We start from the raw sequence: 15,298 nt of genomic DNA, 5'->3' as shown, positions 1-15,298 counted from the left end.
CCGACAGCCCGATGACGGCACGGAGTGCCACTCAGTACATTCGAAGTAAACCCTCGTTCACTCCTCGGCTGTGCAGCCGGTAAGGGGATCGCAGCTCATGTCTTCTGCTACGACCAGCTCGGTGATCGTCTCGGGGGCGCGTACGCCCATGGGGCGGTTGCTCGGATCGCTGAAGTCCTTCTCCGGAGCCGACCTCGGCGGCTTGGCGATCAAGGCCGCCCTCGACCGTGCGGGGATCGGCGGCGACCAGGTGCAGTACGTGATCATGGGCCAGGTGCTCCAGGCCGGAGCGGGGCAGATCCCGGCCCGCCAGGCCGCGGTCAAGGCCGGCATCCCGATGAACGTCCCGGCGTTGACCATCAACAAGGTGTGTCTGTCGGGCCTCGACGCCATCGCGCTCGCGGACCAGCTCATCCGTGCGGGTGAGTTCGACGTGGTCGTCGCCGGTGGTCAGGAGTCCATGACCAACGCCCCGCACCTGCTTCCGAAGTCCCGTGAGGGCTACAAGTACGGCGCCGTCCAGATGCTCGACGCCATGGCCCACGACGGTCTGACCGACTCCTTCGACGGCGTCGCCATGGGCGAGTCGACCGAGAAGCACAACACCCGTCTCGGCATCGCGCGGCCCGAGCAGGACGAGATCGCCGCCCTGTCGCACCAGCGGGCCGCCGCCGCGCAGAAGAACGGCCTGTTCGAGGCCGAGATCACGCCCGTCGAGATCCCGCAGCGCAAGGGCGACCCGGTGCTCTTCAGCAAGGACGAGGGCATCCGCGGCGACACCACCGCCGAGTCCCTGGGCAAGCTGCGTCCGGCCTTCGCCAAGGACGGCACGATCACGGCCGGGTCGGCCTCGCAGATCTCCGACGGTGCCGCCGCCGTCGTGGTGATGAGCAAGGCCAAGGCCCAGGAGCTCGGCCTGGAGTGGATCGCCGAGATCGGGGCGCACGGCAACGTGGCCGGGCCGGACAACTCGCTCCAGTCGCAGCCGTCCAACGCGATCCTGCACGCGCTGAAGAAGGAGGGCCTGGAGGTCTCGGACCTCGACCTCATCGAGATCAACGAGGCGTTCGCGGCCGTGGCCGTGCAGTCCATGAAGGACCTCGGTGTTTCCACCGAAAAGGTGAATGTCAACGGTGGCGCCATTGCCCTGGGTCACCCGATCGGGATGTCCGGCGCGCGTCTCGTGCTGCATCTCGCGCTGGAGCTGAAGCGGCGCGGCGGCGGCGTGGGTGCGGCCGCGCTGTGCGGTGGCGGCGGGCAGGGCGACGCGCTCATCGTGCGCGTGCCCAAGGCCTGATTTCCGGTACGTCCCTGATCTGAACGGAGCTGTGATGCAGGACGTCTCCACACTGGTGGCCCAGGCCAGGGAAGGCCGGCCACGGGCCGTGGCCCGGCTGATCTCCCTGGTGGAGGGGGCGTCCCCGCAGCTGCGGGAGGTCATGGCGGCGCTCGCGCCGCTGACGGGCGGGGCGTACGTGGTGGGGCTGACCGGGTCGCCCGGGGTCGGCAAGTCCACGTCGACCTCGGCGCTGGTGTCCGCGTACCGCAAGCAGGACAAGCGCGTCGGCGTGCTCGCCGTCGACCCGTCGTCCCCGTTCTCGGGCGGCGCGCTGCTCGGGGACCGGGTGCGGATGTCGGAGCACGCGTCCGACCCGGGCGTCTACATCCGCTCGATGGCCACGCGCGGGCATCTGGGCGGACTGGCCTGGTCGGCCCCGCAGGCGATCCGGGTCCTGGACGCGGCCGGCTGTGACGTGATCCTCGTCGAGACGGTGGGAGTGGGGCAGTCGGAGGTGGAGATCGCCTCGCAGGCGGACACCTCCGTCGTGCTGCTCGCGCCGGGGATGGGCGACGGGATCCAGGCGGCCAAGGCCGGGATCCTGGAGATCGGCGACGTGTACGTCGTGAACAAGGCCGACCGGGACGGGGCGGACGCGACGGCCCGCGAGCTGAACCACATGCTGGGGCTGGGGGAGTCCCGGGGGCCGGGCGACTGGCGTCCGCCGATCGTGAAGACGGTGGCCGCGCGGGGTGAGGGCGTCGACGAGGTCGTCGAGGCGCTGGAGAAGCACCGTGCCTGGATGGAGGAGCGAGGGGTTCTCGCCGAGCGGCGCACGGCCCGGGCTTCGCGCGAGGTCGAGACGATCGCGGTGACGGCCCTGCGGGAACGGATCGGGGACCTGCACGGGGACCGGCGGCTGGGGGCCCTGGCGGAGCGGATCGTGGCGGGGGAGCTGGATCCGTACCGGGCGGCGGACGAACTGGTGGCGGGGCTGACGGAGGGCTGAGCGCGGGTGCCTGCGGCGCTCGGCCGGGGGTGGGGTGCGCGCCTTCGCCTTCCCTCCGTGGGGGGTCGGGCCGCGCCCGGGGGCCCGTCCTCGGAACGGCGCGATGGGGCTGCGAACCGGCTGACTGTCCGTTGACGGGCCAACCGCTGCGGGCGGACACCCCCCGACACGTCCCCTTCCGTGCGTCGGCGGGCGCACCAGCTGCGGGCATGCGCGCCGCCAGGGCCTGTCGATCGGATCAGGTCGCAGGGACGTGACGGTGCTGTCCGTTCCGGTGAGCGCGCTCTGGTGCGTGCACCTGCGAGGCGGAGGGAGCCGACGCGGAGCGTCGGCGACCGACGACAACGCCGCAGATGTGCGTGCAGACCGCGCGTCTGCGGCGTGATCCGAACGACAGGCCCTGGGGGAGGTACCTCGTCGCGCCGAGCTGCGCAACGCCCCGGCGTCAGCACGGACGCCGGGGCGATGGAGATCTGGCAGAACCGATCAGTCCTGGTCGTCGGCGTCGTCGTCCTGCGCGTCCGAGCGGTCCGCCGTGACCTTGCCCGTCTTGAGGTCGATCTTCCAGTCCTGCTCGGCACCGCCGGACTTGTGCGTCTCGGCCTCCCAGGACTTGTCCTTGCCGTCCTCGTCCAGGCCGACGGAGGTCACCACGCCCTTGCCGGCGGCGGCCTTCGCGGCCTCCTCGGCCGTCAGCGAGGAACCCTTCAGCGCCGCCCGCACCTGCGCCGTGTCGTCCTCGTCGTCCGTGTGCGCACCGAGCACCTTGCCGTTCGAGGGGTCGACGCTCACGCTGTGCCAGGCGTTGTCGCCGGACAGGACGTCGACCTTCCAGACCACCTTGCCGCCGTCGTCCTCGTCGTCCAGCTCGGCGGAGACGGCCGTACCCGACGTGTGCTTCAGCGCGGAGGCGATCGCCTCGGGCGCGGTGACGTCGGTGGAAGCGACCCGCTCGGCATCGTCGTCACGGTCGTCCTGGTCGTCCCGGGCGTCGTCGCCCGTCAGCCGGGTGTCGGCCGCCTGCCGCGCCGAGCCCTCGTCGTCTCCCGTGGTCGCGAGGGCCGTGGCCGTGCCGCCTCCGATCAGAGCGGCGGCGGTCACAGCGGCGATCACGATGTTGCGCTTCATGCGGATTCCTCCCGAGTCGTTTCGTTTTCGACGTCTTCGACTCTGGCTGATCGAGGCTGAGAGGAACCTGAAGACCCCTGAAGGGATCTTCAGGTTGCTTTTGCGACTCTTTACGCATGCGCCTGTTGATCGTGGAGGACGAGAAGCGGCTGGCCCTGTCGCTCGCCAGGGGCCTGACGGCCGAGGGGTACGCCGTGGACGTCGTCCACGACGGACGGGAGGGCCTGCACCAGGCCTCGGAGGGGGCGTACGACCTGGTCATTCTCGACATCATGCTGCCCGGCCTCAACGGCTACCGGGTCTGCGCCGCCCTGCGCGCCGCCGGGCACGAGGTGCCGATCCTGATGCTGACCGCCAAGGACGGCGAGTACGACGAGGCCGAAGGTCTGGACACCGGCGCGGACGACTATCTGACCAAGCCGTTCTCGTACGTCGTGCTCGTCGCCCGGATCAAGGCGCTGCTGCGGCGGCGTGGACAGGGCACGGGGGCCTCGCCGGTGCAGGTGCACGGGGATTTGAAGGTGGACACCGCGGCCCGGCGGGTGTTCCTGGGTGAGGACGAGATCGCCCTCACCGCCAAGGAGTTCTCCGTGCTGGAGCAACTCGTGCTGCGGGCCGGCGAGGTGGTGTCCAAGTCCGAGATCCTGGAGCACGTGTGGGACTTCGCGTACGAGGGTGATCCGAACATCGTCGAGGTGTACGTCAGCACCCTGCGGCGGAAGCTGCGGGCGGGGCTGATCCGGACCGTGCGCGGGGCCGGGTACCGGCTGGAGACGCCCTCGTGAGGCGGCTGTTCGGGTCCGTGCGGGCGCGGGCCACGCTGGGGGCGACGCTCGTGGTCGCGGTGGCGCTCGTCGCGGCCGGGGCCGCCGTGCTGCTGTCCCTGCGCTCGAATCTGATCGGCGAGGCCGGTACCCAGGCGGAGCGCTCCGCCCGGGCGGTCGCCTCCGAGCTCGCCGCCGGGACGCCGTACGACAAGCTCTCGGGCCTGGACGGCGACGACGGGCCGGTGCAGGTCCTGGACGAGAACCGGCGGCTGGTCGCGGCCAGTGAGGATCTGGAGCGCATCAGCGGGACGGACACCGGCCGGGTGAAGCCGCAGCCGGCGGCGAAGCCGTCCGGGGGCGACGACGATGACGACGCGGAGGACGCCGGCGAGGCCCTCGAACCCGGTGAGATCTCCGGGGAGACCGTCTTCAGCAACGGATCCGCGACGATCGACGGGGGCGCGCAGGACTACCGGTTCGCCGCCGTCGAGGTGGAGACCCACGACCGGGGGCACCTCAAGGTCTACGCCGGTTCCCCGCTGTCCGCCGAGCACGGGGCCGTGCGGACCGCGCTGACGGTGATGCTGATCGGGTTCCCGCTGCTGCTCGGTGTCGTCGCGGGCGTGACCTGGCTGGTCACCCGGCGGGCGCTGCGGCCCGTCGAGGGGATCCGGCGCGAGATGGCCGCGATCACCCGGTCCGAGGATCTCGCGCGGCGCGTTCCCGAGCCGGACACGCACGACGAGATCGCCCGGCTCGCCAGCACCACCAACGAGACGCTCGCGGCACTGGAGACGTCCGTGGAGCGGCAGCGGCGCTTCGTCGCCGACGCCTCCCACGAGCTGCGCAGCCCGATCGCCTCGCTGCGGACGCAGCTGGAGGTGGCCGCCGCGCACCCCGAGCTGCTGGACCTCGACGGGGCCGTGGAGGACACCGTCCGGCTCCAGCGGCTGGCGGCCGACCTGCTGCTGCTCGCCCGGCTGGACGCGGGGGAGCGGCGGGGCGACACGAAGGTGGACCTCGCCGGGCTCGCCCGGGAGGCGGCCGAGGGGCGGCCGGGTGTCACCGTGGACGCGGAGCCGGTGGAGGTGGCCGGATCACGCGGGCAGTTGGGGCGGGTGCTCGCCAATCTGCTCGACAACGCCCAGCGGCATGCCCGGTCGGCCGTCACCGTGAGCGTGCGGCGCGAGGGGGACCGGGCCGTGGCCGGGGTGGCGGACGACGGCGACGGGGTGCCCGAGGGCGACCGGGAGAGGATCTTCGAGCGGTTCGTGCGCCTGGACGCCGCCCGCAGCCGCGACGACGGCGGGGCGGGGCTGGGGCTCGCCATCGCCCGGGACGTCGCCGTCCGGCACGGCGGCACGCTCACCGCCGGCCGGGGGCCAGCAGGCGGAGCCCTGTTCGAACTCCGCCTGCCGCTCGCCTAGCCGGGGGCTGCGGTCACGGGCGTCCGCGCTGCCCGCGCAGGTGCTCCGCGATGGGCTTGAGGGACTTGTCGAGTTCGGTCAGGGCATCGGGGGACAGCAGGTCGATGAAGTGCCTGCGCACGGACGCCACATGGTGGGGCGCGACCTTCTGCATCGTCGCCATGCCGTGGTCGGTCAGGACCGCGTAGAGTCCCCGGCGGTCCGACTCGCAGTTCTCCCGCCGGACCAGGTTCGCGTTCTCCATGCGCGTGATCTGGTGTGAGAGGCGGCTCTTGGACTGGAGGGTGGCGGAGGCGAGGTCGCTCATCCGCATCCTGTGGTCCTCGGACTCGGAGAGATTCACCAGGATCTCGTAGTCGTTCATTGTCAGGCCGAACGGCTGCAGGTCCTTCTCGAGCTGGTACGTCAACAGCCTGTTGACCTCCAGGTGGGTGCGCCAGGCGCACTGCTCCGCATCGGTCAGCCAGCGGGTGGCCGTCTCGGTCTCCATGAATGAAGTCTACCTAAAATGTTGAAAGGCGAACTAGTGAGGGGTGGCGTGTGACCGCGCACACCTGGGCGAACAGCAGTGCGCAGGCGTTCGATGTCACACTCCGCAGACTACCGCTCACAGCCCGAAGCGACGCTGGAGGTCCCCCAGCTGTCCGGGAAGACGCGGTACCCCGGACTGCCCGGCCTGGGGGCTGTGCGCCCCGCCGCCGGGCACGCCCGCCTGGTGCGGAACGGATCCTGTGGCGTGCTCGGTCATCAGGGTCTCCGACGACTGGAGCAGCACCGTCCCGGCGCCGACGAACTCGAACTGGTGCTCCTCGCCGGAGGCTCCGCCGAGGCCCGTCAGTGCACGTAGACCGCCCATGACGCCGGTCATGTACCCGTGGTCGTAGTGGTGGCACGGGGAGGGGCAGTCGGCCCAGCCGACCAGGGCCTGGGGGTCGACCCGGATCGGGGGTTCCATGAACACCACCGGGCCGTTCGACGCGGCCACGAACTTTCCGGTTCCGATGAGGGTCAGAAAACCCGGCACGATTGATTGCTTCAGTGCCAGAGTTGGCTGAAAAGCGAGGAGGTTGCCCGAGCGAATGGTCAGGTTGCCCTCTTCGAGGTCGTACGAATTGACGTCGAAGGCCCGGTCGGCGAGGAGCATCTTGCCCGAGCCCTCCGCCACGACCCAGTCGCTCGCGTGCAGTGGCGAATGGAAGGACGTGCGGACGAGACGGTCCAGCCGGCCGTGTCCGACGCCGTTGAAGTCGATCGAGCCGTAGTAGGCGATCATCTTCCCCTTCTGCAGGAACCACTGGCTCCCCTTGAGCTCCACGCAGAAGGAGTACGCGTTGACGTTGTCGTCGGGCGGCAGCGTCGCCGGGTCGAAGACCACGGGGCCGGAGCCGGGGCTTCCGTACGTGCTCACAGCTTCTCCTCCGACGCCTGGACGTACACCGCACCGCTGCCGCTGAGCTCCAGCTGGAACGCCTCGCCCGAGCCGCGGCCCACCATGTCCCGCCAACCCAGGGCGGTGGACAGCCTGTTGCGGACATCGCCGTGGTGGGCGACGTAGGCCTGCGGGTCCACATGGACCGGCCGCTGCGGGCTGATCGGGATCTCGACGACGCCGCCGTGGGCCATCACCGCGACGGCCCCGTGCCCTTTCAGCGTCGTCGTGAACAGCCCCTGGCCGCTGACCTGGCCGCGCACCATGCCCATGACGCCGCCCTGCGAGCCCAGGAACATCGTGCCCTGCTGGAGCGAACCCTCGAAGGCCAGGAGGCGGTCCGCCTCCACGTAGAGCGTGTCACCGGTGAGCCGGATCACCTGGACGTGGTGCCCGCCGTGCCCGAAGAGGACCGTGCCACTGCCCTCGACGGTCATCAGGGGGGTGTCCTCGTCGGCGACGCGGCGGCCGATCATCGACATGATCCCGCCCTGGCCGCCCGCCCTGTTGGGCGTGAAGGACACCTCGCCCTTGTAGGCGAGCATCGCGCCGCGCTGACTGAACAGCCGCTGCCCCGGCGTGACCGTCGCCTCGACCATCTTCGCGTTGATCTCCCGGAAGGCCATCACACGTCTCCCGCGATCGTGTTCCGCTCGCTCGGCTGCACGTACACCAGACCGTCCCCCTCGAACCGCATCTGGAATGCCTCGCCGCCACCCTCTCCAAGCAGCGTGCGGAACGTCACACCGGACTGGAAGGACTGCCGCAGGTTCCCCTGGTGCGCCACGTACGCCCCCGGATCGACGGTCAGCGGGTACTGCGCGCTCACGCGCAGCACCACCGCCGGGCCGTCCGACATGATCGCGGCCTGGCCGTGGCCCTCGACGGTCGTCGTGAACAGCCCGTTGCCCTGCGAGGCGCCGCGCAGGCCGGTGAACTCCGTGCCCGTGCGCAGCCCGCCGTCGGTCGCGAGCAGGTTGCTCGACTCGACGTAGAGCTTGTCGCCCTGGATGCTGACCAGGTTGATCTCGGAGGCGCGGTCCGCGAACCAGCAGGTCCCGCGCCCCTTCACCTCCATCAACGTCATCTGCTCACCGGTCAGCCGCCGGGTCACCATGCCCCGGATGCCCTCGCCGCCGCCGCTGAGCTTCTTGAAGGCCATCTCCCCGTCGTACGCGACCATCGAGCCGTTCTTCGCCTTCACGGCATCCCCGGTCATGTCGACGGCGAGCACCTTGCTGCTCTGAAGTCGGAACATCGCCACGTACGCGAAGGTATCCGCAGGCCGGGCCCCGCGGACAGGGCCCGTGGGTGGAGAACGTCCCTGAGTGCACCCCGAGGGGCCGAGGGGCCCCAGCGGTTTGCCACAATGGGCGGGACGCTTGTGCGTGCGTTCACAAACCGTTTCTCTCCCACCGAAGGTGACCCGTGGACCTCAAGACCGCCACCGCCATCCGCCGCCTCCGTCTGGTCTCGGCCCCGGAGGCGATCTCGTTCCTCCTCCTGCTGGTCTGCTCGGTACTGAAGCGGACCACGGACTTCAACGCCGTGCCGGTGATGGGCATGGTGCACGGGGTGCTGTTCGTCCTGTACGTGATCTTCTGGGCCGACGCGTGGAACCGTGCGAAGTGGTCGCTGAAGACCGCCGCGCTGTACTTCGTCCTCTCGGTGCTGCCCGCCGGCGGGTTCTTCGCCGAGCGCAGGCTGCGGCGTGAGGCCGACGACGCGGTCATCGCGTCCCGCGCCCGCAAGGAAGGCGTGGTGGGCGCGTGATCGTCGCCTTTTCCGTGACGCCGCTCGGGGTCGGCGAGGACGTGGGGGAGTACGTCGCCGACGCCGTGCGGGTGGTGCGCGAGTCGGGGCTGCCGAACCGGACCGACGCGATGTTCACCTCCGTGGAAGGAGAGTGGGACGAGGTCATGGACGTCGTCCGCCGCGCGGTCGCCGCGGTCGAGCGGCGTGCGCCCCGGGTCTCCCTCGTCCTCAAGGCGGACATCCGCCCCGGCGTGACGGACGGCCTCACGTCCAAGGTGGAGACGGTGGAACGGCACCTCGCCGAGTAGGTGCGGCGCGGGGCGGACCGAAGGGCGAGACAGGGCTGACCACCATGTGACCGGCCGGTAGGGTCGGGTTCGTGCCGAAGCCGCTCAGTCTCTCCTTCGATCCGATCGCGCGCGCCGACGAACGCTGGAAGCAGCGCTGGGGAAACGTGCCGTCCATGGCCGCGATCACCTCGATCATGCGTGCCCAGCAGATCCTCCTCGCCGAGGTCGACGCCGTGGTCAGGCCCTACGGGCTGACGTTCGCGCGCTACGAGGCGCTGGTGCTGCTCACCTTCTCCAAGTCCGGCGAACTGCCGATGTCCAAGATCGGTGAGCGGCTCATGGTGCACCCCACCTCCGTGACGAACACCGTGGACCGGCTGGTGAAGTCGGGTCTGGTCGCCAAGCGGCCCAACCCGAACGACGGCCGCGGCACCCTCGCCAGCATCACCGAAAAGGGCCGCGAGGTCGTCGAGGCGGCCACCCGGGACCTGATGGCGATGGACTTCGGGCTCGGGGTGTACGACGCCGAGGAGTGCGCGGAGATCTTCGCGATGCTGCGGCCGCTGCGCGTGGCGGCGGGCGACTTCGAAGAGGAGTGACCCGGGGCAAGATCTCCCGGAACGGGTCGTTACGCTCGACCGCATGAAAAAGAGCGTGCTGACTCGCTACCGCGTGATGGCCTACGTCACCGGCGTGCTGCTGGTCCTGCTGACCTTCGGCATGATCGGCAAGTATGTGCTCGACCTGAACGGCGCGGCCGACTTCACGCGCGTCGTCAGCATCGCGCACGGCTGGCTGTACGTCGTGTACCTGATCTTCGCCTTCGACCTGGGTTCCAAGGCGAAGTGGCCGGTGGGCAAGCAGCTGTGGGTGCTGCTCGCCGGAACCATCCCGACGGCCGCGTTCTTCGTGGAGCGCCGGATCAGCCACGAGCTGGAGTCCCGGATCGCCGAGGGCGCGCCCGCACCCGCCAAGGCGTAACCGCGCGCAGGCTCCGTCACCGCCGCACGCGCGCGTGCGGCGGTCGGTCTCACCCGTTCGCCAGGTCACTCCCGTCAGCCATCGACATTTACTAGGACGTCCAAGTAAATTCGAGGGTATGGACGCTGACGCCATCGAGGAGGGCCGCCGCCGCTGGCAGGCCCGGTACGACGCCGCGCGCAAGCGCGAGGCCGACTTCACCACGCTCTCCGGCGACGCCGTGGAGCCGGTGTACGGGCCGCGGCCCGGTGACACCTACGACGGGTTCGACCGGATCGGCTGGCCGGGGGAGTACCCCTTCACCCGCGGCCTGTACGCGACCGGCTACCGAGGGCGGACGTGGACCATCCGGCAGTTCGCCGGGTTCGGCAACGCCGAGCAGACCAACGAGCGCTACAAGATGATCCTCCGCAACGGCGGAGGCGGGCTCTCGGTCGCCTTCGACATGCCGACGCTCATGGGCCGCGACTCCGACGACCCGCGCTCGCTGGGCGAGGTCGGGCACTGCGGTGTCGCCATCGACTCCGCGGCCGACATGGAGGTCCTGTTCAAGGACATCCCGCTGGGCGACGTCACGACGTCGATGACCATCAGCGGCCCGGCCGTCCCCGTCTTCTGCATGTACCTGGTCGCCGCCGAACGGCAGGGCGTCGACCCGTCCGTCCTCAACGGCACGCTCCAGACGGACATCTTCAAGGAGTACATCGCCCAGAAGGAGTGGCTCTTCCAGCCCGAGCCGCACCTGCGGCTCATCGGCGACCTGATGGAGCACTGCGCGGCCGGCATCCCCGCCTACAAGCCGCTGTCGGTCTCCGGCTACCACATCCGCGAGGCCGGCTCGACGGCCGCGCAGGAGCTGGCGTACACGCTGGCGGACGGCTTCGGGTACGTCGAGCTGGGTCTCTCGCGCGGGCTGGACGTGGACGTCTTCGCTCCCGGCCTGTCCTTCTTCTTCGACGCGCACGTCGACTTCTTCGAGGAGATCGCCAAGTTCCGCGCGGCGCGGCGCATCTGGGCCCGCTGGATGCGGGACGTCTACGGCGCCACGTCCGAGAAGGCGCAGTGGCTCCGCTTCCACACGCAGACCGCGGGCGTCTCCCTCACCGCGCAGCAGCCGTACAACAACGTCGTACGGACGGCGGTGGAGGCGCTGGCGGCCGTGCTCGGCGGGACGAACTCGCTGCACACCAACGCGCTCGACGAGACCCTCGCCCTGCCGAGCGAACAGGCGGCGGAGATCGCGCTGCGCACGCAGCAGGTGCTGATGGAGGAGACCGGGGTGGCCAACGTGGCCGACCCGCTGGGGGGTTCCTGGTACGTCGAGCAGCTGACCGACCGCATCGAGGCGGACGCGGAGAAGATCTTCGAGCAGATCAAGGAGCGCGGACTGCGGGCGCACCCCGACGGGAAGCACCCCATCGGACCGATCACCTCCGGCATCCTGCGCGGGATCGAGGACGGCTGGTTCACCGGGGAGATCGCCGAGTCGGCGTTCCGCTACCAGCAGGCCCTGGAGAAGGGCGACAAGAGGGTCGTCGGCGTGAACTGTCACGACGGGTCGGTGACCGGGGATCTGGAGATCCTGCGGGTCAGCCACGAGGTGGAGCGCGAGCAGGTCCGGGTCCTCGGCGGGCGCAAGGCGGCCCGTGACGACGCCGCGGTGCGCACCGCCCTCGACGCCATGCTGGCCGCCGCCCGCAGCGGCGCCAACATGATCGAGCCGATGCTGGACGCGGTGCGCGCGGAGGCCACGCTCGGGGAGATCTGTGGAGTGCTGCGGGACGAGTGGGGGGTGTACACGGAGCCGGCGGGCTTCTGACGCCCTGAGAGGCGGGATGGGGCGGGTCAGTGGAGACTTCACTGACCCGCCCAGTTCTTTGCATTTGTTGCACAAGCGTGCCCTGAAAACCCCTAATCCTGACCTTATTTGTGAAGTTATAGTGACCGTCGCGCTTCACGAAGCTGACCACTTCGTCGCCGCGCGTGACCACAGGCGATCGGGGGGACACCGTCGCCACGGGGGAGGGACAGGCCGTCGTGCGCAGCAACCGGCCCTTCTCGCATGCCCTGCCGGACGAACGCCCCCGTTTGCCCGCCATGCGATGAAAGGGATGCTTTCGTGCGCCCCAAACGAGGGTTCATCAGCCCCGGACGCCATAGATCCGGACTGCTCACGCCCGTTCTGACGTCCGCTGTCGCGGTTGCCTGGTCGGCTGAGGACCGGGCGGCCGTGGCATGGCCCTCGGCGCGGCCGACGGCCGGCGAACCGCGCGGACGCCGAAGCCACGGCAGCGGAGGAGGCGGCGAAGGACGCCGAGAAGTACGCGCAGTCGGCACAGGAGGCGGCCGAGTCGGCCGCGCGCAAGGAGGCCAACCAGGTCGTCCAGGACGGTGCCGGAACTGGCGTCGGCGGTGTCTTCTACATCATCGACAAGATCACCGAGGCGGGGCCGGCCAGGCCGCTCGACACGTGCGACTACGTCCCGCAGGGCTGCACGGTGACGTACGAGCTGAACCTGAACCTCACGGTCAGCTACTACTTCTGCGTCAACCCCGACGTGCCCGCCACCGAGAGCGGCTGCCCGAAAGCGGACACGGTCTTCCTCAAGACCGAGACCCTTCCCAACCAGAAGCAGAAGTGGACCCACCACTTCAGCTTCGGCGAGATCACCCGGATCGGCTGGCAGAACCTCTTCGGAGAGATGGTCGGCGCGGTCCTGTACGAGATCGTGCTCGGCGATGTCGCCCGCTGCTACCACGGTGACAAGTCGAGCTGCGCCTGGTTCGCGTCCAACTTCATCCCCGGCAAGGCGTTCACGAAGATCGCCGACGGGATCCGCGCGCTCGACGCCGCCATGAAGACCGGAGTCGGGGTCGCGGACGCGTTCAAGGCGCTGAAGGCCCTGGACGTGAGTCCGGCAACGCTGGCCAAGCTTGAGGCCGGTGTGAACGCCTACGAGGACGTCGTCACGACATGCAAGGTCAACAGCTTCCCCGGTGACACCCAGGTGCTGATGGCCGACGGAAGCCGCAAGGCAATCCGTGAGGTGCGTGAAGGCGACCAGGTCGTGGCTGCCGATCCGAGCACCGGACGGTTGCGTTCCGAGTCCGTCACCGACACGTTCCGGCACGACACCGAGCGGCTGGTGACCGTCAACCTGGCCGGTGACAGCAGCCTGGACACCACCGCTGGACACAAGATCCGCACCAGCGAACGTGGATGGGTCCTTGCCTCGAAACTGCGTCCGGGGGACCGCCTGATCGGCCCGGACGGAACGCTCCGCACCGTGACCGAGGTACGCGACCGGTCGGTCACCCCGCGCCGGGTGTTCGACCTCACGGTCGACGGCCTGCACACGTTCTATGTGCGCACCGAGGGAGCCGCGGCGGCCGACGTGCTCGTCCACAACTGCCTGAACCTGGGCGACGAGGACCTCTCGGCCCTGTCGAGATACGAGGATGAGATCCACACGCTGAAGGATCACGTCCGGCGGACTCCGCAGCAGGCGTTCGCCCTCGCTCAGCAGAAGAACGAGATCAAGACGATCTGGACGAGCCAGGAGATCGCCCAGCAGGCGGTGGACCGTGTGGTCGGCGACTACTTCAGCAAGCGGCTCTCGACCGGAGAGAAGGTGTTCGACAACGACAAGTGGCAGAAGTTCCTGGGCTGGGCTTCGAAGGCCAGGGACGGTGAGCAATACCGGGCGATCACCGGGAAGTGGGATGCCTATCCGTCCCTGGGCAAGCGGTACCACCCGGACGGGGTGACGGTCGAGAACGCCGGCAACGAGGTTCGGGTGATCTTGATGAAGGTCAGGGGCCACACAACGGCCGGTACGGCTTCGTCGTCGAGACCGCATACCCGCTCTAGCTCACACTCAGGTAGGACACGATCCATGCCCAAGCAACGTCCGACGTATGTCGAACTGGGTTACTCCGGTGACTTCGGGCTCACCGGTCTGGCGGAGCAGTTGTGCTGCCCAGACCGTTCTGCCGCCGCCCCCGCCGTCGATCTTCCGACAGCGCTCGGTGTCGTGGCTCGGCTGGCGGACGGGTCGGATGGTGAGGAAGCCGTGGAACTGGGGGAGGACGCCCGTCGGCTGCTGGCCGGCCCGTTGCCGGAGGAGGTCCTCCACACGGTGTGGCTGGCCGTGGTCGGCCGGATTCTTGATCCGGCCGACCACGGCATGGACATCCGTACCTGGCTGCGGGCGGTGTCGGACCTCGCCACGGACCGCCTCCGGCAGAACAAGCGCTCCTACGTCCCCCCTCCGGTCCAGCCGGTACGCGATGAGGGGCTGTCCGAGGAGATCGTCGCGGAGATCCGCGGGCTGGCCACGAAGCTGACCCGCGCCGCGCGGTTGCCCGAGTTGGTCCCGGGGCTGGAGCGGGTGGTCACAAGCAGCGACGCCGATCTCGGCTTCCGGCTCTTCCTGCGAACCCTCAAGCTCTACTCGATACGGGTCTCGAAGGAGCGATACCACCGGTTCCTTGGCTTCGCCGAGCGGCTCGGGTACCCGGTTGCGGTCGTGCGCGAGGGTCTCGCCGCCGACTGGCCGCCCATCGACACCACGCGCCGTGACACCAAGTGGGACTTCGGGTTCTCGGCCCTCGCAGGGAACGCGCACCAGGACTGGAGTGCCGACACGGCCCGGCGAGAGATCCAGCGGGTAGCCGACGCGGACGAGCCCGGGCAGTCCCCGGGCACGGCAGCGGCTCTTCTGCTGGAGGATGCACTGCGTCTGCTGGATTCACCACTGTCCGGTGGCACGATCACCACGCTGTGGGTCGCCGTCTCGGACGCGGCACTACGTGTCGACGGACGCGAATGGCTGCGGCTGGTCGAGGACGTGTGCAGGGCGCGGCAGCGAGAGGTTGCCCCCGCTTACGCCCCTGTCGTGCCGCCTGCACGTACGGAGCTGGCGGACTTGGTGTCGCATGAGGTGCGGGAGACGGCGCTCGCGGTGGCGGACAAGTTCGTCAGCCCTCACTGGCAGCCGGTCTCGGCCTCGGAGGCCACGGCTGCGCTGGAACAGGTGGTCCATCAGGTCGACCCCGACCTCGGATTCCGACTGTTCCTCCGGCTCCTGCTGGTGCTGTCAGTACCGGTGACGCGGGGGCAGTACGAGCGGTACCGGTCCATCGGCGAACGGTTCGGATACGGCGAGTACCACGTCGAGGAGATCGAGCACCTGGTTCGGTAGGCGACGGTGGGGGAACCCCGGCCGCTGCG

The 15,298-nt window shown here is 69.7% G+C and carries 15 protein-coding genes; 10 read left to right on the top strand and 5 right to left on the bottom strand.

Annotation, left to right across the window (positions count from 1 at the left end; genetic code table 11):
* The first annotated feature begins 97 nt into the window (after positions 1 to 97).
* Together ACIQHQ_RS14210 and meaB are read left to right on the top strand one after the other, a co-directional pair.
* Positions 98 to 1,297, top strand: a complete 1,200-nt coding sequence (locus tag ACIQHQ_RS14210) for an acetyl-CoA C-acetyltransferase (protein ID WP_402612224.1) — start codon at positions 98 to 100, stop codon at positions 1,295 to 1,297.
* 34 nt (positions 1,298 to 1,331) lie between these two features.
* A complete protein-coding gene (gene meaB / locus ACIQHQ_RS14205; RefSeq protein ID WP_388251787.1) occupies positions 1,332 to 2,288 on the top strand; it encodes a methylmalonyl Co-A mutase-associated GTPase MeaB in 957 nt (318 codons plus the stop codon).
* Between the two features lie 486 nt (positions 2,289 to 2,774).
* Here meaB and ACIQHQ_RS14200 read toward each other — a convergent pair whose 3' ends face one another.
* Positions 2,775 to 3,416 (bottom strand): PepSY domain-containing protein, encoded by a 642-nt coding sequence (locus ACIQHQ_RS14200; RefSeq protein WP_402612223.1) that lies wholly within the window; start codon positions 3,414 to 3,416, stop codon positions 2,775 to 2,777.
* Between the two features lie 116 nt (positions 3,417 to 3,532).
* On the opposite strand from ACIQHQ_RS14200, the gene ACIQHQ_RS14195 reads away from it, so the two are divergent.
* Positions 3,533 to 4,201: a response regulator transcription factor gene (locus tag ACIQHQ_RS14195; RefSeq protein ID WP_402612222.1), complete on the top strand. Its 669-nt coding sequence runs from the start codon at positions 3,533 to 3,535 to the stop codon at positions 4,199 to 4,201.
* A complete protein-coding gene (locus tag ACIQHQ_RS14190) occupies positions 4,198 to 5,610 on the top strand; it encodes an ATP-binding protein (RefSeq protein WP_402612221.1) in 1,413 nt (470 codons plus the stop codon). Before ACIQHQ_RS14195 ends, ACIQHQ_RS14190 begins: the two co-directional genes overlap by 4 nt.
* Positions 5,611 to 5,623: 13 nt before the next feature.
* Here the strand turns inward: ACIQHQ_RS14190 and ACIQHQ_RS14185 are convergent, their stop codons facing one another.
* The 4 genes from ACIQHQ_RS14185 to ACIQHQ_RS14170 form a co-directional block, all read right to left on the bottom strand.
* Positions 5,624 to 6,100, bottom strand: a complete 477-nt coding sequence (locus ACIQHQ_RS14185) for a MarR family winged helix-turn-helix transcriptional regulator (RefSeq protein ID WP_402612220.1) — start codon at positions 6,098 to 6,100, stop codon at positions 5,624 to 5,626.
* Positions 6,101 to 6,217: 117 nt separating this feature from the next.
* Positions 6,218 to 7,018: an AIM24 family protein gene (locus tag ACIQHQ_RS14180; RefSeq protein ID WP_402612219.1), complete on the bottom strand. Its 801-nt coding sequence runs from the start codon at positions 7,016 to 7,018 to the stop codon at positions 6,218 to 6,220.
* Positions 7,015 to 7,665 carry an AIM24 family protein gene (locus ACIQHQ_RS14175; RefSeq protein WP_402612218.1) on the bottom strand — a complete coding sequence of 217 codons (651 nt, stop codon included), beginning with the start codon at positions 7,663 to 7,665 and terminating at the stop codon, positions 7,015 to 7,017. The genes ACIQHQ_RS14180 and ACIQHQ_RS14175 overlap by 4 nt, the downstream gene beginning before the upstream one ends.
* Positions 7,665 to 8,297, bottom strand: a complete 633-nt coding sequence (locus tag ACIQHQ_RS14170) for an AIM24 family protein (RefSeq protein WP_031105041.1) — start codon at positions 8,295 to 8,297, stop codon at positions 7,665 to 7,667. The genes ACIQHQ_RS14175 and ACIQHQ_RS14170 overlap by 1 nt, the downstream gene beginning before the upstream one ends.
* Positions 8,298 to 8,467: 170 nt before the next feature.
* Between ACIQHQ_RS14170 and ACIQHQ_RS14165 the strand changes: the two genes are divergently transcribed.
* The 6 genes from ACIQHQ_RS14165 to ACIQHQ_RS14140 all read left to right on the top strand — a co-directional run bounded on the left by ACIQHQ_RS14165 (position 8,468) and on the right by ACIQHQ_RS14140 (position 15,269).
* A complete protein-coding gene (locus tag ACIQHQ_RS14165; RefSeq protein WP_390990996.1) occupies positions 8,468 to 8,812 on the top strand; it encodes a DUF3817 domain-containing protein in 345 nt (114 codons plus the stop codon).
* Positions 8,809 to 9,102, top strand: coding sequence for an MTH1187 family thiamine-binding protein (locus ACIQHQ_RS14160; protein WP_030854324.1), 294 nt, complete (start codon positions 8,809 to 8,811; stop codon positions 9,100 to 9,102). Before ACIQHQ_RS14165 ends, ACIQHQ_RS14160 begins: the two co-directional genes overlap by 4 nt.
* Before the next feature lie 71 nt (positions 9,103 to 9,173).
* Positions 9,174 to 9,683 carry a MarR family winged helix-turn-helix transcriptional regulator gene (locus ACIQHQ_RS14155; protein WP_402612217.1) on the top strand — a complete coding sequence of 170 codons (510 nt, stop codon included), beginning with the start codon at positions 9,174 to 9,176 and terminating at the stop codon, positions 9,681 to 9,683.
* 43 nt (positions 9,684 to 9,726) lie between these two features.
* The gene (locus ACIQHQ_RS14150) at positions 9,727 to 10,065 is read left to right on the top strand and encodes a DUF3817 domain-containing protein (RefSeq protein WP_402612216.1); all 339 of its coding nucleotides are present in this window, start codon (positions 9,727 to 9,729) and stop codon (positions 10,063 to 10,065) included.
* A 118-nt stretch (positions 10,066 to 10,183) separates the two neighbouring features.
* Positions 10,184 to 11,884 (top strand): methylmalonyl-CoA mutase, encoded by a 1,701-nt coding sequence (locus ACIQHQ_RS14145; protein ID WP_402612215.1) that lies wholly within the window; start codon positions 10,184 to 10,186, stop codon positions 11,882 to 11,884.
* A gap of 382 nt (positions 11,885 to 12,266) precedes the next feature.
* Positions 12,267 to 15,269 carry a polymorphic toxin-type HINT domain-containing protein gene (locus ACIQHQ_RS14140; protein ID WP_402612214.1) on the top strand — a complete coding sequence of 1,001 codons (3,003 nt, stop codon included), beginning with the start codon at positions 12,267 to 12,269 and terminating at the stop codon, positions 15,267 to 15,269.
* The last annotated feature ends 29 nt before the right edge of the window (positions 15,270 to 15,298 follow it).

The sequence above is a fragment of the Streptomyces sp. NPDC092370 genome, from assembly GCF_044755265.1.
Lineage (GTDB): Bacteria > Actinomycetota > Actinomycetes > Streptomycetales > Streptomycetaceae > Streptomyces.
This window is presented reverse-complemented; position numbering and strand designations above follow the sequence as displayed.

Coding starts and splice junctions, on each gene's coding strand:
- ACIQHQ_RS14210 (WP_402612224.1), top strand. CDS start 98: ATGTCTTCTGCTACGACCAGCTCGGTGATCGTCTCGGGGGCGCGTACG.
- meaB (WP_388251787.1), top strand. CDS start 1,332: ATGCAGGACGTCTCCACACTGGTGGCCCAGGCCAGGGAAGGCCGGCCA.
- ACIQHQ_RS14200 (WP_402612223.1), bottom strand. CDS start 3,416: ATGAAGCGCAACATCGTGATCGCCGCTGTGACCGCCGCCGCTCTGATC.
- ACIQHQ_RS14195 (WP_402612222.1), top strand. CDS start 3,533: ATGCGCCTGTTGATCGTGGAGGACGAGAAGCGGCTGGCCCTGTCGCTC.
- ACIQHQ_RS14185 (WP_402612220.1), bottom strand. CDS start 6,100: ATGGAGACCGAGACGGCCACCCGCTGGCTGACCGATGCGGAGCAGTGC.
- ACIQHQ_RS14175 (WP_402612218.1), bottom strand. CDS start 7,665: ATGGCCTTCCGGGAGATCAACGCGAAGATGGTCGAGGCGACGGTCACG.
- ACIQHQ_RS14170 (WP_031105041.1), bottom strand. CDS start 8,297: ATGTTCCGACTTCAGAGCAGCAAGGTGCTCGCCGTCGACATGACCGGG.
- ACIQHQ_RS14150 (WP_402612216.1), top strand. CDS start 9,727: ATGAAAAAGAGCGTGCTGACTCGCTACCGCGTGATGGCCTACGTCACC.
- ACIQHQ_RS14145 (WP_402612215.1), top strand. CDS start 10,184: ATGGACGCTGACGCCATCGAGGAGGGCCGCCGCCGCTGGCAGGCCCGG.